The following is a 22885-nucleotide window of genomic DNA, read 5'->3' as shown; positions in this document are numbered from 1 at the left end:
CATGAGGACAGGCTCTTGCAAGCCTGCCTCAATCAACGCGATCTGCCTGGCGAATGACGCCACGACAAAATCTGCGCTCTGGCCAGGGCCGATATGGTTGAACGGGCGCACGATCACCCCGCCCAGGCCTTGACGCAAATATTGCGTGACGGCATGTTCGGCTGCCAATTTGCTCGCTGCGTAAGGATTCATCGGCGCACAAGGGGCAGACTCGTCAAGCGGTTGTCCACGCTTGAAAGTTTCACCGTAGACCTCTGATGAGCTCACAAAAAGAGTGAAACAATCCGGCGCGTGACTTTTCAAGGATTCCATCAGGTTGAGGGTGCCGATGACGTTGGTATTCCACGTCAGCAGAGGCTCCTTGAAACTCAACGCCACGTTGGAAATGGCCGCAAGATGAATTAGATGTGTCGGCTGCAGGCGTGCGATGATTGCATCCACCCCAGCGCCATCGCAGATATCCATCACCTCATAATCGCCACCTTGATCCTCGGGCGACGGGAGAGATGCAACGGTGCCGATGAGTTCATGCTGGTCCTGGCGCAATCTGCGCTGCAACACCTTGCCAACAAAACCATTGGCGCCTGTCAAAAGAATGCGGGCCATCTTCCAACTCCAAATCGTGCTCACCTGCCGCTCGGGACAGGCTCGCGTATACGCTCAGCCTTTAGAAACAGACACCAGATTCATTACGGCGAAGGTCTGCTCCGACCATCATGCGGCACAGCTCTTCGAGCGAGGTTTGGGCTTCCCAGCCCAAAACTGATTTGGCCTTTTCCGGATTGCCCAGAAGAAGGTCGACTTCAGTCGGGCGGAAAAACTTCGGATTGACCGCTACCAGGGTTTGCCCTGTGGCATCGTCGATGCCTATCTCGTTTTCGTGCTTGCCCTTCCAAACGATATCGATGTCGACGGCCTTGCACGCCAGAGTGACGAAGTCGCGTACTGACTCTGTGCGGTTGGTAGCAAGTACAAACGTGTCGGGCTCGTCGGCCTGGAGCATGCGCCACATGCCTTCGACGTATTCCTGGGCGTAACCCCAGTCACGTTTGGCCTCCATGTTGCCGAGTTCCAGCAGGCTCAGCTTGCCTTGCTTGATCTTTGCCACACTGTCGGTGATCTTGCGGGTAACGAACTCGCGACCGCGCAGCGGCGACTCGTGATTGAACAGAATGCCGCTGGCACCGAAGAGACCGTAGGATTCTCGATAGTTGATAGTCATCCAGTGCGCGTAGAGCTTGGCGACGCCGTAAGGGCTACGCGGATAGAATGGGGTTGTCTCGACCTGAGGTGTCTGCTGGACCTTACCGAACATTTCCGAGGTGGAGGCCTGGTAAAAGCGCACCTTTGGATTGACGATACGAATCGCCTCCAGCAGGTGAACAGCGCCAAGACCGGTGATTTCCGATGTGGTGATCGGTTGGTCGAACGAAACGCCTACAAAGCTCTGTGCGGCAAGGTTGTACACCTCGGTCGCCTCTGTCGTCTGCAGCAGCCTTATGCTGGCCGACAGATCAGTCAGATCGTACTCCACCAAGTGCAGATTAGGATGCTGCTCAACTCCCAACTCGGCCAGCCGCCAGAAGTTGACGGAGCTGGTTCGCCGATAGGTGCCGTACACGGTGTAGCCTTTGCCGAGTAGAAGCTGCGCAAGATACGCTCCATCCTGGCCTGTAATACCGGTGACGATAGCGATCATGAATCCTCCAAAAAGTCACCATCACAGCCTTCGCTTGAAGTGCCCTGACGGCTTGATAGACCTGCATCGTGACATGATACTGACTAAGCGCCACTGGTACGAGGTTGAAAGTTAACCCGACCGTTTATGTCAGGCCTACCCTATATGCCGATTATTATTAATTCTGGTAAATGGTCGGATGGATACTGCCATCGACCCTTCCAGTACTCGGCATAAGGCGACCGCGGAACCTCGCTCTATCCCAGCCTGTCGTATCTGCCGACTCGGGTACTGCACAGCCTCATCGGGCCCGCTACGTGCGCATTATGAATTGCCGTAGCCGTGGGCCAATCGGGTATACTTTTGCATCGTGTCTATATGATAGCTAAGTCATAACGTGCAGGGACTTATGCAGAGTTCCTAGGCTCTGTCAGAACCTCAAGGTAGAAAATTCTCGTGAAGATTTTAGTAACAGGTGGTGCCGGCTTTATCGGTTCGGCAGTTGTGCGTCACATCATTTCGAACACCAATGACTCGGTGGTCAACGTCGACAAGCTGACCTATGCCGGTAATCTGGAGTCGCTGCAGTCGGTGGACCAGAATGCGCGCTATGCCTTCGAGCGGGTCGACATCTGCGATCGCGCCGAACTCGACCGAGTATTCCGCGAGCATCAGCCTGACGCCGTGATGCACCTGGCCGCCGAGTCCCACGTCGACCGCTCGATCAGCGGCCCGTCGGAGTTCATCGAGACCAACATCATCGGCACCTACAACCTGCTCGAAGCAGCGCGTGGGTACTGGGCCACGCTGGACGAAACGCGCGAATCGGCCTTTCGTTTCCACCACATTTCCACTGACGAAGTGTACGGCGATCTGGAAGGGCCGGATGACCTCTTCACCGAGACCACTCCTTACCAGCCAAGCTCGCCCTACTCGGCCAGCAAGGCCAGCTCCGACCATCTGGTCCGCGCCTGGGCCCGTACCTACGGCCTGCCGACTCTGGTCACCAACTGTTCGAACAATTACGGCCCGTGCCACTTCCCGGAGAAGTTGATCCCTTTGGTCATCCTCAACGCCCTGGAAGGCAAGCCACTGCCTATTTATGGTAAAGGCGATCAGATCCGTGACTGGCTGTACGTCGAAGACCACGCCCGTGCGCTGTACAAAGTTGTAACCGAAGGTGACATAGGTGAGACCTACAACATCGGCGGTCATAACGAAAAACAGAACATCGAAGTTGTACGTACCGTCTGTGCCTTGCTCGATGAGTTGCGCCCTGAGTCGGCATTCCGTCCTCACGTCGAACTGCTGACCTACGTTCAAGACCGCCCAGGCCATGACCTACGCTACGCGATCGACGCCAGCAAGATCCAGCGGGAGCTGGGTTGGGTGCCTGAAGAGACGTTCGAGTCGGGCATTCGCAAGACCGTACAGTGGTACCTGGACAACCCTGAATGGGTCGCCCACGTTAAAAGCGGCAGCTACCAGCAATGGATTGACACTAACTACACCACACGCGTAGGTAAGGCATGAGGATTCTGCTGCTGGGTAAAAACGGTCAGGTTGGCTGGGAGCTGCAGCGCGCACTCGGCGTCCTGGGCGAGGTCGTAGCCCTGGATCGTCATCGGGCAGACACTGCTTATGGTGAGCTGGCCGGTGACCTGTCGGATCTTGACAGCTTGCGCGCCACCATTCGCGCTGTTGCGCCCCAGGTAATCGTGAATGCAGCTGCATACACGGCAGTGGATAAAGCCGAGAGCGAGCGCGCACTGGCCCACACGGTTAATGCGTTGGCAAGCGAGGTAATGGCGCAAGAGGCCAAACGCCTCGATGCCTGGCTACTGCACTATTCCACCGATTACGTGTTTGACGGCAGCGGCCAGGCTGAATGGACCGAAACTGACACCGTTGCGCCGGTCAATTACTACGGTGCCACCAAGCTTGAAGGTGAGCAGCTGATTCAGGCGTCAGGTTGCAAGCATCTGATCTTCCGTACCAGCTGGGTGTATGCAGCCCGGGGCAACAATTTTGCCAAGACCATGCTACGCCTGGCCAAAGACCGCGACGAGCTCAGCGTGATTGCCGATCAGACCGGCGTGCCGACCGGCGCCGACTTGCTCGCCGATGTGGCCGTGGCCGCTCTGCAGCAAGCGCTTCGCAATCCTCTGCTGGCCGGTATTTACCACCTGGCACCGGCTGGGGAGACAACCTGGCATGAATACGCCAGTTACGTCATCGACTTTGCCCGCAAGCAAGGTGAAACGCTCAAGGTAACGTCGGTCAAACCGATCAGCACGAGCGAGTATCCAACGCCGGCCAAGCGCCCATCGAATTCTCGGTTGTCGACAGCAAAACTTCGCAACTCTTTCTCTCTGCACTTGCCGGATTGGCAAAGTGGTGTAACCCGCATGCTTATGGAAGCTCTGAACAAATGAACACAACCAATCGTAAAGGGATCATTCTGGCTGGTGGTTCGGGAACGCGCCTTCATCCGCTTACGCTGGGCGTCTCCAAACAGATGCTGCCCATCTACGACAAGCCAATGATTTTCTACCCGCTGTCGGTTCTGATGCTGGCGGGTATGCGCGAAATCCTGATCATCTCCACCCCGGAAGACCTGCCTTCGTTCCGCAAACTGCTGGGTGATGGCAGCAACTACGGGGTGGAATTGAGCTACGCCGAGCAGCCTTCGCCTGACGGCCTCGCTCAGGCCTTCATTATTGGTGAAGAATTCATCGGTAGCGATCCTTGCTGCCTGATCCTGGGCGACAACATCTTCTATGGCCAGCATTTCTCGGACAACCTGCGCTCCGCTACACAGCAAACTGAAGGCGCCACTGTGTTCGGCTATCACGTAGCAGATCCGGAGCGCTTTGGGGTAGTTGAGTTCGACGCCAACGGTCGCGCTTTAAGCATTGAAGAAAAGCCTGCCGAGCCAAAGTCGAGCTACGCGGTCACAGGCCTCTATTTCTATGACAATCAGGTTGTCGAGATCGCCAAGAACATCAAGCCGTCTGAGCGTGGTGAGCTGGAAATCACCGATGTGAATCGGGTTTATCTCGAGCGGAAGAACCTCAGCGTTGAAATCCTCGGACGTGGTTTCGCCTGGCTGGATACCGGCACTCATCAATCGTTGATGGAAGCCAGCCACTTCATCCAAACTATCGAAGAGCGCCAGGGATGGAAAGTGGCCTGCCTTGAAGAAATTGCCTTCACCAATGGCTGGATCACTCGCGAGCAAGTTGCCAGCCAGGCCCAGAAACTCAAGAAAACAGGCTACGGCCAGTATCTGCAGAGCCTTCTGGCGCCAGGTCATTACTGAGTATGACTACAGGTAGCAGCTCTACCGGGGCGGCCTCCGGGCCCACCCGGATCGCAGTTCTGCTGGCTGCCTACAATGGTTGCGAATGGATAGAGGAGCAACTGGCCTCTATCCTCGCCCAGGCTCGTGCCAGTGTTGATATCTACATCAGTGTCGACCCTTCGACCGACGGTACCGAAGCCTTGTGCGCTCGGCTGGCGGAGCGACACGCCAATATTGCTCTACTGCCTCCCGCCGGCCCATTCAAAGGCGCCTCACGCAACTTCTTTCGCTTGATCAAAGATGTCGATCTGTCAGCCTATGACTATGTCGCGTTTTCCGATCAGGATGATGTGTGGTACGCAGACAAGCTCGATCGGGCAGTGACCACGCTGCGACGCAGCGATGCCGACGGCTACTCAAGCAACGTGGTCGCTTTCTGGGATGATGGGCGGCGCCTGCTGGTGAACAAAGCACAACCGCAGGTACGTTGGGACCATCTCTTCGAGGCCGCTGGCCCTGGCTGCACGTATGTCCTGACCCGCAGGTTCGCATCGGCGTTCAAGTCGCTGCTGTTGAGCCAGTGGGATGAGGTCCAGCGTGTCGATCTGCATGACTGGTTCTGTTACGCGTACGCACGTAGCCATCACTACTCATGGATTATCGACCCAACGCCCAGCCTTGATTATCGGCAACACGCACGCAATCAGGTCGGGGTGAACAACGGCGTAGCCTCGGCGCGTTCACGTTTGCGCAAGATCACTGACGGCTGGTGGTTTTCCCAAATTCAACTGACGGCCACTCTTCTGGATATCCATAGCCCCTACCGGATACTTGACGATGATTCGACCAAAGCAAAAGCGTGGATCAAGCTGGCGTTCAGTGTCGCTCACTGCCGCCGCCGGCCGCGTGACAGGGCGATGCTGTTCGCCTTTTGCTTGCTGAACAGCATTACCCGACATCGATAACTTTGGGCACATTAAAAACGGCCATCAGATCTCCTGATAGCGTTTTTTTACACGACGCCTCGGCCGCAATAGTGATCATCCAGCATCACGTGGTTCAGCATCTTCAGCTCATCGGTGGAATGCTTCGAGAAGAACTCATCAGCGATCGCCCTGCTCACTTCCAGCGAAGGTGCAAAGCTGGCAAGCAATACTCTACGTACTTGCAACGCATCCTCGGCAAACTGGATAACGCCATTGCGCAACTCTTGTCTGAACGCGTCACCGGTGCGCTCCTGAGCAGACAACTGACGATGGTGCGCTTGGACACTAATACCATCTGCAGAGGTGTACTTGATCGCCTGTCCATCGCTCGAACTGAGCAGTTTCTCCAGCTCGAAGCTGCGCAGGTACATGATCGGTGCCGCCAGGCTGTGTTCGACGTTATGCATCAAGCAACCACGAATGATCACCTCATGGCTGTCGGCAACTTCGATTGAACGCTCGTCGGTCGCCAGATAGTAGCCGTGAATCTGCTGACCAGCGAGCTTGCACAAGTAGTTCTGAATTGTTGCGCCGTAACCCACATCGACCACTGCGTTTTTCTCCCCACCCATCAGCCCCATGGACTGCAGGTAAAGGCTCAGCGCAGCATGCTCTGCTTGCGCCTGCTCGAAGATGCTCTCGGCCAGCTTGGTCAACAACAGCTTCAAAGCGGTCAGATTGCCGTTGCGAACCTCCACAGGCGTCTGCTGACCAACACCGGTTTCAGCTTGCAATTGGCCCCAGACATCGTCGCTCAATTCCAGACCGAAACGCTCCAGCAAATAGTTGGATGCGGTATTGATGTAGTAATCACCCTTGGCCACGGCGAAAATATCGTCAATGGTCTTGAGCAGCGGCACACTGCATGTCCTACGCGAAACCACCAGATATTCGGAAGGCGGTGCGCTTGTTACACCTTGCGCCCAGACATCGTAAACGGCCTTCATCAGCTGGCCCTCACGGGCAAGGAAGTGCAGCCGCTCGACGCCGTCGCGCTGGGCATTGTCTATCAGCCATTGGGCCATGCCGGTCAACATCGGACCAACAAGGCTGTACCCGATATTGTATGGAGTGGCCTGGAACAACGAGCCCGGATTAAGCTCGGGGTACGTCACCGCCGGGAAGTTTTGCCTGAACAACAAGCCTAGGGTCAGCTCGGCATTGAGGTCATGGGCAAACTCGTATTTTTCCACGATCCCGCGCAAGCGCGGCATGCCCCGAGCCAATTCAGTCGGGCGCAGAACATGTAAGCCTACACAACCCTTGTCGCAGGGTATCTGCAGATCGGAGCGCTCGTTGTCGCCCACCATGATCAGTTCATCAGGCTGCAACCCGTGAACTTGCAGAACATGATCATAGAGCTGCCCGCTGTCCTTGCGCACGCCCACTTCGTTCGACAGATAGAACTCGGTCCAGCCATGAATGCCGTTGGCGTTCAGTGCACGGGTGATGAGCGCTTTGGGCAGGAACATATCCGAGATGAGCACCACCGGCTTGTCCGCCAACTTGGCACGCTCGAACAACTCGACGCCACCACTGCGTGCTGAGAGCGATTGGTATTCGGTATGCTCTTCAAGCTTGCGGATGGTCGCTACATCCTGGTCCGACAGCTGACTCATGTGCTGGAATGCTTTATAGATATCATCCATATCAACATCGCGGCCCTTGCTCTTGCGGGCTTCGCCTTCCGCATCCACGCGATAATCGCTGTAGAGGTCTGCTAGATTTTCCGGCAGATTGGCGGCAACGATACGCTTGGTCGACTCTGCATCGATCAGCGGACGTATCAGCAGCGTGTCGAATATATCGAAGCCGATGCACTTGATCTTCGGGTTCGAGAAGTGGTCGACCATCGACTCGAACGAGCGCCCGACCGATTGATCGAGCCGCCAGGAAGACCAGGTTGGGTTTACGGTATCCTGGATGATCCCTGGCAGCAGGCCCTGCTTGCGTGCACTCAGGGCCAGCAGCCGCTCCAGGCAGTGGGCGAATGTCCCATCGGTCTGGCCGGCTTCCTCATTGAAGTCATTGATGGTTATGTTGGCATTGAACAACGGCCGCAGCGCGTCTCCCCTGGTCCAGAACATGGAGCCGGCCGGGAAATCGAAATACCCCTGCGGCACTGGCGCAATACCCAGGCGTGCACACCAGGCAGTACCCATGCCTTTGTTGGCCAGCCATGTATTGGCCTGACTGGGCACCGACTTGAAGTTTTGGGGATAGACAATGCCCTTGTCTGCAGCCAGCAACGTAAAAATTCTACGAATGGTTGCAGTACTTCCCAATAGATTGCCAGCCAGATACTGGCGCCAACCTTCGGTGGCGCCAGCGTTGTACAGCGACTTCTTGCTGTGCAAGTGGGCAATGTAGTCATAGTGGCGCAGCGCTTCGCCGAAGGTGCAGAACATCGGCGCAATATCGCGGCCGCGATTGTCAACGATCTGGAATATCTGCGCCTTGCAATGATCCAGCTTGTCGAACGCTGCGCGGCAGGCCCTTTCGCCCTCGGCGTCTTTTACCGACACGTAGAGATCGTAGTCGAAGGGCATATTCTTCAAATACCCGGCGAACTCAGGCGCCAGGTCTTCGTAATACATATGCAAGTGGATAGCGATCGTGCCCTGAACATGCTCGGCTTGCTGTACGCCATCGAGCGTAATCAAGGTGTGATCGACTGCTTCGATGTGCACCTGAGCGCCGTTTTTCCACAGCTCGTAGTGAGGACTGCCGCGGAACACCCCACCCAGATTGCGATAACCCCAGTGTAGCACCGGGGTGCGGTACTTCGGTGGTATCGCCCAATACAAGGGCTTCACCTGATCAAGCAGCCGCGCACGCAGGCCACCGGCAACCAGCGGTCGCTGGCCACGCACAGCGCGCGCGAGCACTCGCAACGGAGCGGTGATCTTCCAACTGGTGGAGCTGTGAAGGCCGTGCATGATCACTGCATAGTCGTCGGCAGAACGCTTGGCCTGTTCTTGAAGGCCCGCAAGCTGCATGCGCAGGCTCTGCAGCTCTTGCCTGGCCCTGGCAATCTCATTGCGCGCGTTCACCAATTCATCCCGCAGACTGGAGAGCGCCTCTCGGTCAAGCTCTGCGGCGAGCGCCTGCTGTTGGGCATCGGCTAACTGCGCTTGCAGCGCTGCGGTCATCTGCTGCGGAGCCTTTTGCGCTTCCGCCAGTTGACCCTGCATCAGACGTCGATTTGTTTCAGCCAGGGCAAGCTGAGCCTGCAAATGATGCCGACTCCCCTGCAATGCGGCGTTCTCTTCACGCAGCTGGCTGATCAACCATGCCTCCGGCGTGCTTTGCTCAACGTTCACTAACTCAGCCTCCCCCGACATTCGGGTATCTACGATATCGCTCAAGCGATCGAGTATTTTATTCTGCAAATGCATCTGCAAGCCTGTGATCTGACGACGCCAGGGGCAGCACAGTGCCCGTCGGCGTCTAAGGTCCCGGCCGTTTCAGGTCGGATGAAAGCCCCGTTACAGGCCTGGCTGAGCACTGACATGTAGTTGAATATCCAACATCGGAATCCCGATCAAACCAGACGCCGATGGATCATTACTGCAGTGGAAAATTACCGCGTCGTGAATCCAGTGATGTGATGTGTGGTCTTGCTGGGTGCCATCTGCAATCGCAACCTGAATCGAGTAGTCACCACTGGCAAGCCAAGGGATGGCAAAGGTGAACTGCGCATTGATTGCTTGCCCTGGCGCGGCAGCGGGCCGCAGCGTGTCTTCGATACTCAGCGTGTTGCTCCCAAACAAGAACTGCCCGAGACGATCCTTGATGTAAAAGCCCAGCACAGGACTTTTCAATTCGGTGAAGGCGATTGCATGAATCGACAGGGTCACCACTTCGCCGCCGGTAAGCGCACGAATGTCACTGCCATCCTCTGCCGTCACATTGACATGCTTGATCTGCGCGCCCAACGGATCTGTCTGAGGCGAATCTTGCAAGTTGGACTGGAACAGGCTCATCGGGCCGGCCGAAGCATAGCGATGCTCACCGGCCCAGATTTCGCGCAACTTCCTGGCGGTCGACGACGCCTGTGTCTGCTCTTGAAGGCTTTTGTCCTGAGTGGCACCGAGAATGAAATTCAGATAGTGCTCACTGGTTTCCTTGGCATCGCCAAGCTCTTGGGTCTGCCCATCGGATAACCACAATGCCTTGTCGCACAGAGCAATGACGGAGGTGCTATCGTGACTGACGAAAAGCAGCGTCTTCTCTTCTTTGAACTTGCGCAGAAAGCGCATGCATTTCTGAGTGAAGATGGCGTCGCCAACGGCCAATGCTTCATCGATGATGAGGATGTCGGCATCGACGTGAGCAACGGTGGCAAAGGCAAGCCGCACGAACATGCCACTTGAATAGGTTTTTACTGGCTGATCGATGAAATCCCTGATCTCGGAGAAATTCACGATGTCATCGAAACGCTCGTCTGTCTGCTCTTTACTCAAACCATAAAATGCAGCGCTCAGGTAGACGTTTTCTCGGCCGGTGAATTCAGGGTTGAAGCCTGCACCCAATTCCAGCAACGCGGCAACTCGGCCAAACGTTTGCACCTGGCCATGGGTCGGGCTCAGGGTGCCGCATATGAGCTGTAGCAGGGTCGACTTGCCCGAACCGTTGCGGCCTATGATACCGAGGGTTTCACCCTTGTTCAGGGTGAAGGAGACATTCTTTAGGGCCCAGAATTCACGGTTGTAGGCCTTCTGCTTGAGCCCTAGGGCCTGCTGTACACGCGGCATGATCGCCTGCTTCAGGCGATCCTGCGGCTTGCTGTAGATATGAAAGCATTTCGATACGCCTGTTACGATGATCGCCGGATCTGCAGACTGGGGGGAATTATAAGACATCAGCAAAGCCCTTTCGTGTTCTCTGGAACCATGCATAGCCAAGCCAGGCAGTGAGCAACGCCATTAACAAGTAACGGCCCAGCCCCATCCAATCTGGCAGATGGCCCCAAATCAGGACTTCGCGCACCTGCTCGATGATAAAAGTCAGCGGGTTTGCCTCCATCAATGGACGCATTTCGACCGGCAGCGAACTGACGGGAAAGAACACAGGGGACATGAACAGCATCACCATGGTGATGATGCCGATGGTTTGCCCCACGTCACGCAGATATACCCCCAGCGATGCGAGCACCCACGCCAGACCTTGTACGAATATGATGAAGGGCAGCACCACTAAGGGTACCAACAACATGGTCGCGTGAAACTCACCATTGACGACGATGATGGCGCACAGCAGGACCAGCAGGCTGACGCCACTGTGAAACAGCGCGGTGCACATCGAGATGACGGGCAATATCTCGAGCGGAAACACGACTTTTTTAACGTAGTTGACGTTGGCCAGGATCAAGCCCGGCGCTCTGTTCAACACCTCAGCGAACAAGCCGTGGACGATCATGCCGGCAAATAGCAGCACGGCGAAATCGCCTTTGCCTTCATCGGGAGACGCCGTCCAACGCGCCTTGAAGACAACTGAAAAGACAAAGGTGTAGACCGCCAGCATAAATAATGGCGTCAGGAAGGACCACAACAGCCCCATCACCGAGCCTTTATAGCGGCCTGCCACTTCTCGACGCGCCATCTGCATGATCAACCGGCGGTATTGCCAGAGATTGCTGATCAACGCCTGCGGCGATATGGGGGCCTGCGAATGCGGGTTCATTCAGTTACCTCGGTGAATTAATCGATCTTTGCATACGCGGAAACCTGCGCGGGCCTCGAGACAATCAGGCGAAGGTATCCGCGTCCTCGAATGCTGTATTGTGCAGATCTTTTGCTGACAGTGCCGGCGTGCCCTGGTACGGCCACTCAATACCAACGGTGGGGTCATTCCAGGCTAGGATGCGTTCATGCTCAGGCGCCCAGTAGTCGGTGGTCTTGTACAGGAACTCGGCGCTTTCAGAGAGGACTACAAAGCCATGGGCGAAGCCTTCCGGCACCCACAGCTGATGTTTGTTTTCAGCGCTGAGATGAGCGCCCACCCACTGCCCAAAGGTCGCCGAGCTCTTCCGCATGTCGACCGCGACGTCGAACACTTCGCCCTGCACGACTCGCACAAGTTTGCCCTGGGGTTGCTGGATCTGATAGTGCATGCCACGCAGCACGCCCTTAATCGAACGGGAATGATTGTCCTGGACAAATTTCACAGGCCGGCCAACGACCTCTTCGAACACCTTGTGATTGAAGCTCTCGAAGAAGAAGCCACGATCATCGCCAAAAACCCGCGGCTCGAAAAGGATGACTTCAGGAATTGCCAGAGCTGTTGCTTTCATGTGAAAAAAATCTCCAAATACTATTCGTTTCGGAGTGCCATGTAGGGCATCCCCGAATGCTCCCCCATCCTTGAAAAAAGGCTGGGGACGTTACGCGATGATCAAATTCTGGCTAAAAATGCAGCAACAGTCAGCGTGATGTTACCGGCAAAGGTCTGCCGATACACACCTGATCGATGCAATGCTCGCAAGCGTGAGGTCAAACCGGATCGCCGGGCGCGTTCAAAGTGCTCGAGAATCGAGCGATTTTGCGGTGTCAAACCAGCCTTAAAGGTACGCAGCAACGTTAAATTGGTGTCATTCCAGGTCACCAAACGACCTGACAGCATCTTGCCGAATCGATGCAACATCTGCTTGAAGCTCGTGTTCGCACCAATCAGATTATCGCCATGCTGACGGTATTGCAGACTGGGCTCAGCATCATAAATCGCTGTACCACCGCACCCGGTTACCAGGATGTACGCCAACCAGTCATGGGCCACAATCTCAGCATCGGGCGGTAGCTGCATGATCAGCTCGCGAGCGGCCGCATTTATCATCATGGTGTTAGCGCCTGCAAGGCTCTGAACTAACGCGTTCTGGAAGGATGGCGGCCGCGTGAACAGCGGTGAGTAACCCACCGTGCGCCGTGCTGCATCGACCAGCTGAGTTCTTGAGCAATACAGAGCCGGTTGGTCAGGCGCTAATCTGACCATGTGAGCCAAGCTTCGTTCCAGCTTGTCATTGAACCAGATGTCGTCCTGATCGCTAAACGCGTAGTACTGGGCGCTAACCTGCGAGCGCTGTAGCAGCGAGATGAAATTTTTTGCGAACCCTTGGTGCGGCCCCTCAAATACAAGCACACGCCCAGCATCCCATCGTTGTTGAAATTCAGACAATATCAGACGCGTCTCATCGGTAGACCCGTCATCTGAGACATACAGGGTCCAATGAGTGAACGTCTGATCGTTAAAGGATTCAAGCTGCTCACGCAAAAAAGACGCACCATTGTAGGTACACATCAATATTGCAATGCTAACAGGTGCCTCAACTGCAACATCGGTGAAGCTATAACCACCCATCAAGTTGTCACGCTCTCCATGTAGGCTGCCTTTATCAAAGTGAGTGGATCTGGACTGAATATATTCGTTCACTGGCGCAGTCCATACTGTACGTGCGTACTATGCGCTTTCAGTTTTACGTGCCACCGAGTGCAGTTATAAATACTCAATTCACGAGCCACAGCGACCGTAGTTGTCCTCAAAGCGAACGATGTCATCCTCACCAAGATACTCACCGCTTTGCACTTCGATCATGACCAGATCAATAACACCCGGATTTTGCAAACGGTGCTGATTGCCTGCTCGGATGTAGGTCGATTCATTGGTATTGAGCATTAGCTCGCGGTCATCATTGATCACCACAGCCATGCCACTGACGACAATCCAGTGCTCGCTGCGATGGTGATGCAGTTGCAGTGAGAGCGATGCCTTGGGCTTGACAACGATGCGCTTGATCTTGAAGCGTTCACCTTCCTCGAGGGTAGTGTACGTTCCCCAGGGTCGGTGCACTGTTCGGTGCATGAGGTGTGCAGCATGACCTTCGCTTTTCAGCCGAGTGACAATGTGCTTCACCTCTTGCGCGTGGTCTTTGTGGGCGATCAATAGTGCGTCTGGTGTATCGACCACCAGCAGGTCTTGCACACCGACCAATGCTACAAGGCGGTCTTCAGTGTACACGTAGTTGTCGCTTGCAGCGTATGCCATGACCTCGCCCTCGAAGCGATTGTCATGCTCATCTGCCTCGGTCAGTTCACTGACCGCGTTCCAAGAGCCAATGTCACTCCAGCCTAGATCGCAAGGAACAGTTGCCACCTTGCTGGAACGCTCCATCAGCGCATAGTCGATGGAAATGTCGGGCGCCTGTGCAAATTGTTCGCTATCCAGCACCAGACAGGCATAGCCAGATGCACTTGAGGAGCGTGAAACACTCAGCGTACGCTCAACCGCTTCAAGTACGTCCGGCGCATGCTGCTTGAATTCTTCGAGAACTGTGCCGACCTGGAAGCAGAACATGCCGGTATTCCAGAAGTAGTTGCCGGTTGCCAGATAAGACTTAGCCGTTTGCAGATCCGGCTTCTCAACGAAACGCTCGACTTTCAAGCCAGCGCCAACCACCTCGCTGGTCGTTTCGATATAGCCAAAGCCGGTTTCCGGATACCTCGGCGTGACGCCAAAGGTGACCAACCATCCCTCGGAAGCGAGGCTGATGGCTTTGGCAACCGCGTCGCGGAATGCATCACCCTTCTGGATCAGGTGATCAGCAGCCAAAATCAGCATATAGGCCTGTGGGCCATGGCTTTGCTGCAAGCGCAGCGCTGCTGCAGCAACTGCACTTGCAGTGTTGCGACCAAAGGGTTCAAGGATATAGCCTAACGGCAGCTCACTGGAATTCACCGAGCGGTATTCGTCTTCGGTCTTGAACAACAGCTCGCGATTGGTGACGGTGAGGACCTCGGCTACCTGCTCCAGGCCAGCAGCCCGAAGAAAAGCCTTCTGGATCAGGTTCTGTCCATCTGGCAATGTCATGAATGGTTTCGGATGAGCTTCTCTGGATACTGGCCACAGCCGACTGCCGACGCCACCGGATAAAATAACCGGGATTAATTCCATATTTGAATCCTTAACGGTCCTACGAAGTTGGTAACTTCATGGACCTGGCATTAGCCTGCTTCTGACGCCGCCCACGACTAGACGGGACGACGTGCAAAATATGCGTACCCTACGTCTAATCCCTTCGCCGCCCATAAGCAGGGATTTCAAGTACTGCGGCCTAGAATACCAGAGATCTTTCATCGAGGCTTGTGCGCTGGCCAGCAGTTGCGCTGTCTGCAGCAATGACAAGACTCGGTAGCCAAGCATCTGCCTGCGCCGTGAAACACGTTCAGGGCGGGTGTCTGACAACACCCCGAGCCAACATTCCGTGCAGCGGAGAATAATTATTAAGGTACGGTGATTTCAAATCGCCACCCATATCGCCGAAAGTGCCGCTGCAGAGCCCTGCGCAACGCGTCCTAGGCGGCGCGCTCACCATGCACCAGGACGACTGACCCAGGCGCGTGCGTGGAGCCCGAAGCGAATGCGACAAGACCGGCCTGGTCTGCATGCGCCGAATACCCTTGCAAAGTAACAACCTTGGCTCCAATGAGGTGCATGTGACCGTCGAGGCTTACCCGCAATTCGCCCGCCCTGCCCTGACTAGCCTGAATGACCGCACCTGGCGAATTCCTGACCTGGCAACCGACGAACAGCACTTCATGCCGCGGATCGCCAAGCATGGCTTTGAGGTAATTGACAATACGCCCACCCGAGCATATGCCATTGCCGGCAATCACAATCGCTGGCCGGCCAGTACTCTTCAGATAATTGACCACTTGCTGATGCCTGGCGTGGCTATCGACACATACCAATTGAGTGAAGCCAAGCGGCTTGCGCCCTTTGCTCAACCGTTGGCGGGCTTCATCGTTCCAATAATGGTGCAGCTCCCGATAAGCCTGGGTGACGCGCTGAGCCAGTGGCGAGTTGAACTGGTCAAGTAGTCTTGGATACTGATTAAGGTTTACGCCGCCAGCCTTTCCTTCGAGACCGGCGACCGGTAGTCGTTGTAGCTATGAGGTCTGCTGATGTTGTAGACCACGTTATACGTGGGTCGCCGCCGGCGTCGCCGCTGTCGCCATACCTACATCCATGTCCAACGAAAAGATTCGCACACACACTGAATGGCACTCCGCTCAACGGGAATTGCTGAGTAATTACTGGCGGTTGAAAGCAAGCATGGCGTTAATCAAATGTGAAAATGGGAGAATGGAACGCTACGGCAGCGAGAAAAAACGAGTGAACCCTCCGATCGGCGCGATCAAAGCTCGCTTGATCAGAGGGTTTGGCGGGAAAAGCAAATCTCAAACTTCAATTACAAACTCAGGCATCAAAGCGGGTTGGTTGGGCGGTGGCGGCCTCACATCGCATGATCAGCCTCTGCCGCAACCGCAGCAAAAAACCTGCTTCAAATGCCTCTCGTGGATCAATTGGACGATGACGTTTTCGGATCTGAGACCGCGCCCACTATAACGGTAATGATGAGCCCTCAAGCCAAGTCTCTGCGCAACGAACACCCTCCTTGATTACCGGAGCGAACTCATCGCCCCACGGCGTTTGGATCGCAGGAGCCCCTTCAGCGGACGGGACAGAGACATACTCATGGATCTGTTGATGGACGCTTTGAACCGGAATGCCAGTTAAATTTCGGAATGCCTTGTCGTACAATACGACAGCGTCATCCAACAGCTCTACTGCCCGCTCAACGTGTTGCGGAAAATGAAGCAGAATACTCTGGGCTCCGTTAAGCCGGTGAGTGGCAGCCTGCCGCAGTTTAATCGCTGCATCTTCAGGGGTAAGCGAAGTATCGATGATGCTGGGTTTGGGGAGGCCAATGAGAAGCGAAAGATCAAACATCGCGGAACCCTCCGAGATAGTTTGCGGCTTGAACCATTTGGCCAGGGAGGCGCACGAGCTTAAAAGGTGGGCATGCCATTTTCCTTATCTCCTCGGACAAGTAAAACTGCCATCAACCGTTGTCACGCGATTGGGTGGCAGACCGTACGGGGGTGACAAACCGGCGTCCGAGGGTACCGGCCAGGCGTAAGCCTGCCCCGCACGATCCGCCATAGAAAGCAGCAGCCAAGCCTGTGTAAGCACTTTCTACTGGCTATGGCGCCATGCGTCTCGAACAATTCAGGTTGTCACACCCGGCCGCGGTATTGACCGCGACGGAGCAAAGCGTAAATGTGAAGCGGCGGCGACACAGGCATGAGTGTCAATCAGCGCTGGATTCGAAAAAGCGCTCCGGGCAGAAGCTCACCCTCATCCGAATTTAGCGGCGATGTCCGGTCGGATATCACACAAAGCCTTCTTTTTTCCGAAGCGCTCCACTATGGTAGAATCGGTATCTCTATACACGCCACCTTCTCGAGAAACGGTATGACTACAGAGCTGACGGAAGAAGAAATGCGTCGGGCGCTATTCGGTGAGCCTGAGACCCCTGCATCAGTAATCGACATCCATGAGCAAGACACTGCACCGGAAATAGTAATCGCGGAGCAGTCAACGGCAGTGAAGAAAAAGAAACTATTAAAATCCTTCACTTCCGGATTGAAGGTCACACTGAGGGTGGGGAATGAATTCGAAGGCAAGATGCACGAGATCGTACATGAAGCCGATACGCTCAGCTCCTTGGTTGCAGAGCAAGAAGCTACAAAGATAGCTAAGAAAAAATTCAGGTTTGTGGAAGTTATTTCGGTTAAGTCGATGTGAGCGGGCACGCTAATTTTTAATTATTCGCATTTCATCCCAGCGACCCACCCACCCGGCCGACCAACTCTTGTGAAGTGAGGCCTTAACCTCGATTACGGTAGCCGCTCGCAGGCTTAAAAGCTAACGGCAATCCAACGTTTCAGGCATAACTGAACACCAGCCATCCCCTGGAGACCTCTGTCTGCGACGAGCAGAAACCGGTCAAAAGCCGTCTCTTCGCTATACTATTCATTGTTTGCAGAGCCATGCTTTCAGGTCATGGACTTGCCACTAATCCGCCAAATTTGCTTGCAAGGATTTCCCGCACACATCCAACCAAATCAGACTCGCCAACACGCGCTGGCAGCAGGCTGAACTCAACGTCGGGCAAAGGCGGTAATGGGAGGCATGGCCGAAAAATCTCCGCGCCGAGCGGGACTGCGAGGCATTCAAACAAGCAACGCCCAGTCCAGCTACCAACGCTGATTGCAGCCCCGCTAACCCCGAGGCTGAGTGGGCAATCACATAAGGGACCGTATGAGCGTCCAACGTCTCTCGGGCGAGACGTTGGAGATTTCACCGCTGCGGCAGTACCAGAAGTGGCAAGGGGCTATCTTTTTCTTCGTCTGTCAGCTCGAACCCAGCGGCTGATACCCAATGCAGTGCTTCCCAATGCACCGCGATGCCCTCGGAAAGGCTGCGGCCATCAAGTATTCGCATAGAGAACCAATATCAAATTCGCTTGGATCTGCTCCGTTCTCTCTGCATGCTCTTTCTTACCGATACGTTCAGGCGAAGTAGTGGATATCTCAAGCGCAATTGCTTCAATAATTCAGAAATTGAGCTAGATAAAAAGTAGTCGATGATCGCTAGTCCTAATTCGCCAGCAAATACAACTCCGCGTGCTTCTTCAAGGGCATGGTCGCTCAAGGCCAATATTTGTCGGGCATGCACCATCAACCGCTCCCGGGTGGGCGTAGGTCGGACACCCTTTTTGCCCCTCTCCAATAACGTTACACCGGTGAATGCTTCCAGCTTACATAATTGTTCGCTCAACGCTGATTGCAACCGGCACAGGTATGGCGCCGCTTTCGAAAGACTGCCGCAATCCATGCATACAGTGAAAGAGCGCAAGAGATCAAGGTCAAAAGGCCGCATGCTTATCTGCCGCTTTCCTGCTAGATAGATGCTTATTTTCCCGCTTTTCAGTCCAGACGCAAATTAATAGTGTGGGCAAACATTCAATGCCTGCTAAGAAGATAAGCATGCCCGCTATTTCACTCACGATTTCTGGCCACTCGAATCCAAAACTGGTTCGCAGCATCATCCCTAAACTCACCGCTATGACCTGTGGGGTGCTGGATAAGCGACCGGAGCAAACGTTGGTGATGGTTCAGTTCTTGCCTCATGAGCTCTGGTTCATCAGCAAACGTTCATTGTCGGATTATGGCCGTAACTCGTTCCGCCTGGAGTTCACCATCACGGACGAAACCAATACCAAAACTCAGAAAGCGCGTTATCAGCAAGAAGCTTTCGAGTTGCTCGCCTCCGAAATAGGCAATGTTCACCTTCACTCAAACGTACACGTGAACAACTGCCGCGCCAGCGCGTACGGCTACGGCGGGATGATCCAAGAGTATAAGTTTCACCAACCTTAATACCGCTGTCCGCTACACTGGTGCACTCGACCTTAGATGAGCGCTAGCAAGAATAGAGACCTCATTGGAGGGTTCGCTTTGGGTCGACGGCTACCCCTCACGAACGACGTCTGTGGGCCAAATAGCTGCCCTTCTCAGGGAGGCAGCAATCGGCCATAAATGGGCACTGGAACGTTATCTGTAGCGGACTAAGCCCTGGATTGCGCAAATATGCAGTCAGCAATTGACTTCATCTTACGAGACCGCCATACCTGTTTTTTCAATGTGGCGGAGGGTAATCTGACAATGGCGCGAGTGGATGCAAACCTGATAACTGACTGGCAAACATTCCACAGTGTTTTCGCAGAAAAGTTCGGTTTCCCGAGCTTCTACGGCCGTAATGACGCCTGGGTTGATTGCCTTTCATACCTCGATGATCCCAGTGCAGAAATGTCGTCTATCCATGTACAAAGCGGACAACCGCTTTCATTGGTCATCGACAATGCCCAGAATTTCAAGCGTCGCTGTCCTGAACAATTTGAAGCGCTTATGGAATGCGCAGCCAGATGCTGGTCTTGGAAAGTTTCGAGATTCCAATGTTTGGTATTGACATTCTGAGAGGCACTCTGCCTTAAGTGTGATGCTGGGCACCCGCGTAATTTTACTGATATTCTATAGTCGCGCCGGCGCGGCACTGATTAACCCGATCTGCCAAGAGTCGGCCACCAAGGATGAGCACCAAACTAATATGGCTAGCCCCCCCTCCAATACCCATTTCATGCGGCTTGCTCTTGCCCAGGGGCGTTTAGCCATACCTGATTGCCTTCCAAACCCGCCCGTAGGTTGCGTGCTGGTCAAAAACAACGTCGTGATAGCCCAAGGCTATACTCAAGCACCTGGTTTCCATCACGCGGAAGCGATGGCGTTAAGCCGGTTAACGAACGACTGCTCCGGGGTGACTGCTTTTGTCACGCTTGAGCCGTGCTCCTTTCATGGTCGAACCCCGTCATGTGCTCTGGCACTGATAAACAGCGGGGTAGACAAAGCTTTTGTTGCGTTGCTTGATCCAGATCCGAAAAACTCAGGAGTGGGCATAAGAATGCTGCGAGAGGCAGGCATTACCGTTGTTGTCGGCTTATTGGCGGAGGAAGCGGCTGAGGATTTAGCTGATTTTTTGGTGGGCAAACCGGGTGGATCGTCGGATCGCAACGATCAGTAAGTCGTATGCGCTCCATAAACCCCACATTCAAAGCGCTTAGCTGACCCCGGATGCTGTGCTCCCGATATATCGAAGGGTCAGACACGACCCACTCCTTGTCCGTGCTTCTCAGGCCAAACCCGTATATAGCGCTCGCTTGTAAAAGACGGCAAACGTAAAAACCGGACTCTCCTCCGGAGAAAAGATGTTAGAGGAATACTGCGCTAACGATGCGAGCGACTGGTGCAAATCACTCTTGTGCAGGGACTCTGCGCAAAATCAACATTGCAATGAACAGCACACTGACTATCCCCACGGAAATCATCAATCCGTGCTCGCTGACTTAGTACACTGTGACGCCCGTGGCAATGGGGCCTAATACGCTGCCCAAGGTGTAGAACATCGCAATCGCCGTCATGGCGGCGGATACTTGCTGTTCGCCGACCCGGTCTCCCGCCTCGATCACAGCCAGGGTATTCAGGCCACCAATGGCGCCGCCCCAGAGGAATACGAGAATGGTCGCCAGCCAGGGAAGCGGCTGGCTGAACGGAATGGCCAGGGTGCCCAACAACAGTATCAAGCCGCAGACTAATCGGCCGACTTTGTACGAACTGCGGTCGGCCATCCAGCCGATTGGCAGTTGCAGGAGGGTGCCGCCAATTCCGAACGTCGATATCAGCAAGGTGGCGGCGGTCAATAGATAAATAGCCGAGGGGCTGTAGCTTGCAAGAAGCGATACGGATGAGGTTTCCGAAAAGCCTGCGATAAACGCGCCACACAGTGCCGTTGGAATGATGCTGAACAACTTGCCATGGCGTTTTTCTGCCGGGGTTTGCGGTCGCGTATCGCAGTCCTTGAGGGGTATGGCCAGCGCGCCGAACAACTATACGATCACGGCACAGGCGTAGTAAGGCGCGGTACTCCCGACGCCGAATACAACCAGCAGCAGCGGGCCGACAGCAATACCCAGGCCCATCAAGGTCTCATGTACGCCGATCGCCCGACCGCGCTCGTCTTTCTTGGCAACCGCGACAATCCACGTATCGCAGGCGATCCAGCGCAGGATCAAGCCGATACCGAGCACGAAGTTCAGCAAAAAAATCAATGCCAGATGGGTTGTCAGGTCATACCGATCAGCGCAGCAATCGTCAGCGTTGCGCTGAGGATATTCGTCTTGACCAGCCCCAAATTGGTAAGCGAACGGGCGTTACAGATTGCGCAACGGCATCCAGTTAGTCGAGTTTCTCACTGACGTCCTCGCCGATACGCTTGAGGGCGCAGCGGCTCGATGATGTGGAATTTCAATTACCGCGAGCCGTTGACCAGAGCCCGTCTTAATATGGCGCTCGGTCCATACCCCGACCCCTCGCTGGCCAATGCCCGAAAGAAAGCCGTCGAGGCGCGTGAGCTGCTCACCTTGGGTATTGATCCCAAAGCTCAACGTGATGAGGTTCGGCAATCCAAGCTCGCTGAAACTGAGCACACCTTCGAGAAGGTGGCCACGGCCTGGTTCGAGTTGAAGAAAGACTCGGTTACCTAGGCCTACGGCGAAGACATCTGGCGATCATTGACGCTTCATGCTCTCCCAAGCATGAAAACAACACCGCTCTCGCAGATCACTGCTCCAATGGTCATCAATATCCTTCGCCTAATCGAGGCCAAGGGCAGCCTCGAAACCGTGAAAAGGTTGAGCCAGCGGCTCAACGAGATCATGACCTACGGCGTCAATTCTGGGCTGATATTCTCGAATCCCCTCAATGGAATTCGGGCGGTGTTCAAGAAACCCAAGAAAGAGAACATGGCTGCGCTACCACCTGAAGAGCTTCCCGAGTTCATGATGGAAATCGCGAATGCCAGCATCAAGCGCACGACCCGCTGCCTGATCGAATGGCAGTTGCACACCATGACCCGCCCCGCCGAAGCAGCCACCACACGATGGGCAGATATCGACTTCGACAAGCGCATTTGGACCATTCCGCCAGAGCGCATGAAAAAGCGGCGCCCGGACACAATCCCCCTCACCGATCAGGCACTTTCGTTACTGGAAACGCTCAAGCAACTCAGCGGTAACAGAGAGTACGTGTTCCCCTCAGATAAAACCCCCCGCACCCATGCCAATAGCCAGACCGCCAACATGGCGTTGAAGCGCATGGGCTTTCAGGACCGTCTAGTCAGCCACGGCTTGCGTTCGATGGCGAGCACCATCCTGAATGAGTATGGTTGGGATCCGGAGCTGATCGAGGTCGCGCTGGCGCATGTCGACAAGGACGAAGTTCGTAGCGCCTACAACCGGACGGACTACATCGAACGCCGACGTCCGATGATGGCTTGGTGGAGTGAACATATCCAAAAGGCGGCCACCGGCAGCCTGTCGGCATCGGCCATCAATCAAACCAGAAATCGCAACGTAAGCGTCCAGCCGCCCCACCTTTACTCAGGTTGAGGCGCGAGGGGTAATAG

Annotated in this window: 21 protein-coding genes and 2 pseudogenes; 10 read left to right on the top strand and 13 right to left on the bottom strand. The window is 55.0% G+C overall.

Features of this window, described 5'->3' with window-relative positions; genetic code table 11:
- Together GIW04_RS13340 and gmd are read right to left on the bottom strand one after the other, a co-directional pair.
- Positions 1 to 606, bottom strand: a 606-nt coding sequence (locus tag GIW04_RS13340) for a GDP-mannose 4,6-dehydratase (protein WP_236479001.1), incomplete at its 3' end; no start/stop codon positions are given.
- A gap of 61 nt (positions 607 to 667) precedes the next feature.
- The gene (gene gmd / locus GIW04_RS13335) at positions 668 to 1699 is read right to left on the bottom strand and encodes a GDP-mannose 4,6-dehydratase (protein WP_070414472.1); all 1032 of its coding nucleotides are present in this window, start codon (positions 1697 to 1699) and stop codon (positions 668 to 670) included.
- Between the two features lie 435 nt (positions 1700 to 2134).
- On the opposite strand from gmd, the gene rfbB reads away from it, so the two are divergent.
- Genes rfbB through GIW04_RS13315 form a run of 4 tightly spaced genes read left to right on the top strand, consistent with a single transcriptional unit; the run spans position 2135 to position 5947 of the window.
- Positions 2135 to 3211, top strand: a complete 1077-nt coding sequence (rfbB, locus tag GIW04_RS13330) for a dTDP-glucose 4,6-dehydratase (RefSeq protein WP_236269897.1) — start codon at positions 2135 to 2137, stop codon at positions 3209 to 3211.
- Positions 3208 to 4113 (top strand): dTDP-4-dehydrorhamnose reductase, encoded by a 906-nt coding sequence (gene rfbD, locus GIW04_RS13325; RefSeq protein ID WP_169912611.1) that lies wholly within the window; start codon positions 3208 to 3210, stop codon positions 4111 to 4113. Before rfbB ends, rfbD begins: the two co-directional genes overlap by 4 nt.
- Positions 4110 to 5000, top strand: coding sequence for a glucose-1-phosphate thymidylyltransferase RfbA (rfbA, locus tag GIW04_RS13320; RefSeq protein ID WP_070414469.1), 891 nt, complete (start codon positions 4110 to 4112; stop codon positions 4998 to 5000). Before rfbD ends, rfbA begins: the two co-directional genes overlap by 4 nt.
- Before the next feature lie 2 nt (positions 5001 to 5002).
- Complete coding sequence (locus GIW04_RS13315) at positions 5003 to 5947, top strand: glycosyltransferase (protein WP_236269896.1); 945 nt, start codon at positions 5003 to 5005, stop codon at positions 5945 to 5947.
- Positions 5948 to 5994: 47 nt separating this feature from the next.
- On the opposite strand, the gene GIW04_RS13310 is transcribed toward GIW04_RS13315, so the two are convergent.
- The 7 genes and pseudogenes from GIW04_RS13310 to GIW04_RS13280 form a co-directional block, all read right to left on the bottom strand.
- Positions 5995 to 9366 carry a rhamnan synthesis F family protein gene (locus tag GIW04_RS13310; protein ID WP_169918707.1) on the bottom strand — a complete coding sequence of 1124 codons (3372 nt, stop codon included), beginning with the start codon at positions 9364 to 9366 and terminating at the stop codon, positions 5995 to 5997.
- 90 nt (positions 9367 to 9456) lie between these two features.
- Positions 9457 to 10833, bottom strand: coding sequence for an ABC transporter ATP-binding protein (locus GIW04_RS13305; RefSeq protein ID WP_070414466.1), 1377 nt, complete (start codon positions 10831 to 10833; stop codon positions 9457 to 9459).
- Positions 10823 to 11653 carry an ABC transporter permease gene (locus GIW04_RS13300; protein WP_070414465.1) on the bottom strand — a complete coding sequence of 277 codons (831 nt, stop codon included), beginning with the start codon at positions 11651 to 11653 and terminating at the stop codon, positions 10823 to 10825. Before GIW04_RS13300 ends, GIW04_RS13305 begins: the two co-directional genes overlap by 11 nt.
- A 64-nt stretch (positions 11654 to 11717) precedes the next feature.
- Positions 11718 to 12263: a dTDP-4-dehydrorhamnose 3,5-epimerase gene (rfbC, locus tag GIW04_RS13295; protein ID WP_070414464.1), complete on the bottom strand. Its 546-nt coding sequence runs from the start codon at positions 12261 to 12263 to the stop codon at positions 11718 to 11720.
- A gap of 101 nt (positions 12264 to 12364) precedes the next feature.
- Entirely contained in the window at positions 12365 to 13396 is a 1032-nt protein-coding gene (locus GIW04_RS13290) for a glycosyltransferase family 2 protein (RefSeq protein WP_236269895.1), read from the bottom strand.
- Positions 13397 to 13474: 78 nt separating this feature from the next.
- On the bottom strand, positions 13475 to 14914 hold the full coding sequence (locus GIW04_RS13285) for a mannose-1-phosphate guanylyltransferase/mannose-6-phosphate isomerase (RefSeq protein WP_070414462.1): 1440 nt from the start codon (positions 14912 to 14914) through the stop codon (positions 13475 to 13477).
- 329 nt (positions 14915 to 15243) lie between these two features.
- A pseudogene (locus GIW04_RS13280) lies at positions 15244 to 15864 on the bottom strand (MBL fold metallo-hydrolase RNA specificity domain-containing protein); the annotation flags it as partial.
- 124 nt (positions 15865 to 15988) lie between these two features.
- On the opposite strand from GIW04_RS13280, the gene GIW04_RS13275 reads away from it, so the two are divergent.
- On the top strand, positions 15989 to 16369 hold the full coding sequence (locus GIW04_RS13275) for a hypothetical protein (protein ID WP_236269894.1): 381 nt from the start codon (positions 15989 to 15991) through the stop codon (positions 16367 to 16369).
- Here GIW04_RS13275 and GIW04_RS13270 read toward each other — a convergent pair.
- On the bottom strand, positions 16364 to 16753 hold the full coding sequence (locus GIW04_RS13270; RefSeq protein ID WP_236269893.1) for a hypothetical protein: 390 nt from the start codon (positions 16751 to 16753) through the stop codon (positions 16364 to 16366). The two genes, GIW04_RS13275 and GIW04_RS13270, sit on opposite strands and share 6 nt — an antisense overlap.
- Before the next feature lie 525 nt (positions 16754 to 17278).
- Here GIW04_RS13270 and GIW04_RS13265 point away from each other — a divergent pair.
- The gene (locus tag GIW04_RS13265) at positions 17279 to 17611 is read left to right on the top strand and encodes a hypothetical protein (RefSeq protein ID WP_169912710.1); all 333 of its coding nucleotides are present in this window, start codon (positions 17279 to 17281) and stop codon (positions 17609 to 17611) included.
- Positions 17612 to 18322: 711 nt separating this feature from the next.
- Here GIW04_RS13265 and GIW04_RS13260 read toward each other — a convergent pair.
- The gene (locus tag GIW04_RS13260; RefSeq protein ID WP_236270495.1) at positions 18323 to 18703 is read right to left on the bottom strand and encodes a LysR family transcriptional regulator; all 381 of its coding nucleotides are present in this window, start codon (positions 18701 to 18703) and stop codon (positions 18323 to 18325) included.
- 152 nt (positions 18704 to 18855) lie between these two features.
- Between GIW04_RS13260 and GIW04_RS13255 the strand changes: the two genes are divergently transcribed.
- From GIW04_RS13255 to GIW04_RS13245, 3 genes are all read left to right on the top strand, one after another.
- Complete coding sequence (locus GIW04_RS13255) at positions 18856 to 19248, top strand: 4-oxalocrotonate tautomerase (RefSeq protein WP_169912608.1); 393 nt, start codon at positions 18856 to 18858, stop codon at positions 19246 to 19248.
- 210 nt (positions 19249 to 19458) lie between these two features.
- The gene (locus GIW04_RS13250; RefSeq protein ID WP_236270491.1) at positions 19459 to 19845 is read left to right on the top strand and encodes a barstar family protein; all 387 of its coding nucleotides are present in this window, start codon (positions 19459 to 19461) and stop codon (positions 19843 to 19845) included.
- A gap of 22 nt (positions 19846 to 19867) precedes the next feature.
- Entirely contained in the window at positions 19868 to 20446 is a 579-nt protein-coding gene (locus tag GIW04_RS13245; RefSeq protein WP_236270492.1) for a bifunctional diaminohydroxyphosphoribosylaminopyrimidine deaminase/5-amino-6-(5-phosphoribosylamino)uracil reductase RibD, read from the top strand.
- A 322-nt stretch (positions 20447 to 20768) separates the two neighbouring features.
- Here GIW04_RS13245 and GIW04_RS13240 read toward each other — a convergent pair whose 3' ends face one another.
- Both GIW04_RS13240 and GIW04_RS13235 read right to left on the bottom strand, forming a co-directional pair.
- Positions 20769 to 21308 (bottom strand): MFS transporter, encoded by a 540-nt coding sequence (locus GIW04_RS13240; RefSeq protein ID WP_236270493.1) that lies wholly within the window; start codon positions 21306 to 21308, stop codon positions 20769 to 20771.
- The gene (locus tag GIW04_RS13235) at positions 21309 to 21521 is read right to left on the bottom strand and encodes an MFS transporter (protein ID WP_236270494.1); all 213 of its coding nucleotides are present in this window, start codon (positions 21519 to 21521) and stop codon (positions 21309 to 21311) included.
- A gap of 183 nt (positions 21522 to 21704) precedes the next feature.
- Here GIW04_RS13235 and GIW04_RS13230 point away from each other — a divergent pair.
- Positions 21705 to 22868, top strand: a pseudogene (locus GIW04_RS13230) (tyrosine-type recombinase/integrase); the annotation flags it as partial.
- Positions 22869 to 22885 lie beyond the last annotated feature (17 nt).

The organism is Pseudomonas sp. PA-4-8C (genome assembly GCF_021606625.1).
Classification (GTDB): Bacteria; Pseudomonadota; Gammaproteobacteria; order Pseudomonadales; family Pseudomonadaceae; genus Aquipseudomonas; species Aquipseudomonas lactis.
Note: the sequence above shows the minus strand (reverse complement) of the source record. Positions and strands in the feature narration are given on the sequence as shown.

What these genes read in the sequence shown, in the direction of transcription:
- gmd (WP_070414472.1), bottom strand. Translation starts at nt 1,699, where the DNA reads ATGATCGCTATCGTCACCGGTATTACAGGCCAGGATGGAGCGTATCTT.
- rfbD (WP_169912611.1), top strand. Translation starts at nt 3,208, where the DNA reads ATGAGGATTCTGCTGCTGGGTAAAAACGGTCAGGTTGGCTGGGAGCTG.
- rfbA (WP_070414469.1), top strand. Translation starts at nt 4,110, where the DNA reads ATGAACACAACCAATCGTAAAGGGATCATTCTGGCTGGTGGTTCGGGA.
- GIW04_RS13315 (WP_236269896.1), top strand. Translation starts at nt 5,003, where the DNA reads ATGACTACAGGTAGCAGCTCTACCGGGGCGGCCTCCGGGCCCACCCGG.
- GIW04_RS13310 (WP_169918707.1), bottom strand. Translation starts at nt 9,366, where the DNA reads ATGCATTTGCAGAATAAAATACTCGATCGCTTGAGCGATATCGTAGAT.
- GIW04_RS13305 (WP_070414466.1), bottom strand. Translation starts at nt 10,833, where the DNA reads ATGTCTTATAATTCCCCCCAGTCTGCAGATCCGGCGATCATCGTAACA.
- GIW04_RS13300 (WP_070414465.1), bottom strand. Translation starts at nt 11,653, where the DNA reads ATGAACCCGCATTCGCAGGCCCCCATATCGCCGCAGGCGTTGATCAGC.
- rfbC (WP_070414464.1), bottom strand. Translation starts at nt 12,263, where the DNA reads ATGAAAGCAACAGCTCTGGCAATTCCTGAAGTCATCCTTTTCGAGCCG.
- GIW04_RS13285 (WP_070414462.1), bottom strand. Translation starts at nt 14,914, where the DNA reads ATGGAATTAATCCCGGTTATTTTATCCGGTGGCGTCGGCAGTCGGCTG.
- GIW04_RS13275 (WP_236269894.1), top strand. Translation starts at nt 15,989, where the DNA reads ATGTCCAACGAAAAGATTCGCACACACACTGAATGGCACTCCGCTCAA.
- GIW04_RS13270 (WP_236269893.1), bottom strand. Translation starts at nt 16,753, where the DNA reads ATGTTTGATCTTTCGCTTCTCATTGGCCTCCCCAAACCCAGCATCATC.
- GIW04_RS13265 (WP_169912710.1), top strand. Translation starts at nt 17,279, where the DNA reads ATGACTACAGAGCTGACGGAAGAAGAAATGCGTCGGGCGCTATTCGGT.
- GIW04_RS13260 (WP_236270495.1), bottom strand. Translation starts at nt 18,703, where the DNA reads ATGGATTGCGGCAGTCTTTCGAAAGCGGCGCCATACCTGTGCCGGTTG.
- GIW04_RS13255 (WP_169912608.1), top strand. Translation starts at nt 18,856, where the DNA reads ATGCCCGCTATTTCACTCACGATTTCTGGCCACTCGAATCCAAAACTG.
- GIW04_RS13250 (WP_236270491.1), top strand. Translation starts at nt 19,459, where the DNA reads ATGCAGTCAGCAATTGACTTCATCTTACGAGACCGCCATACCTGTTTT.
- GIW04_RS13245 (WP_236270492.1), top strand. Translation starts at nt 19,868, where the DNA reads ATGCTGGGCACCCGCGTAATTTTACTGATATTCTATAGTCGCGCCGGC.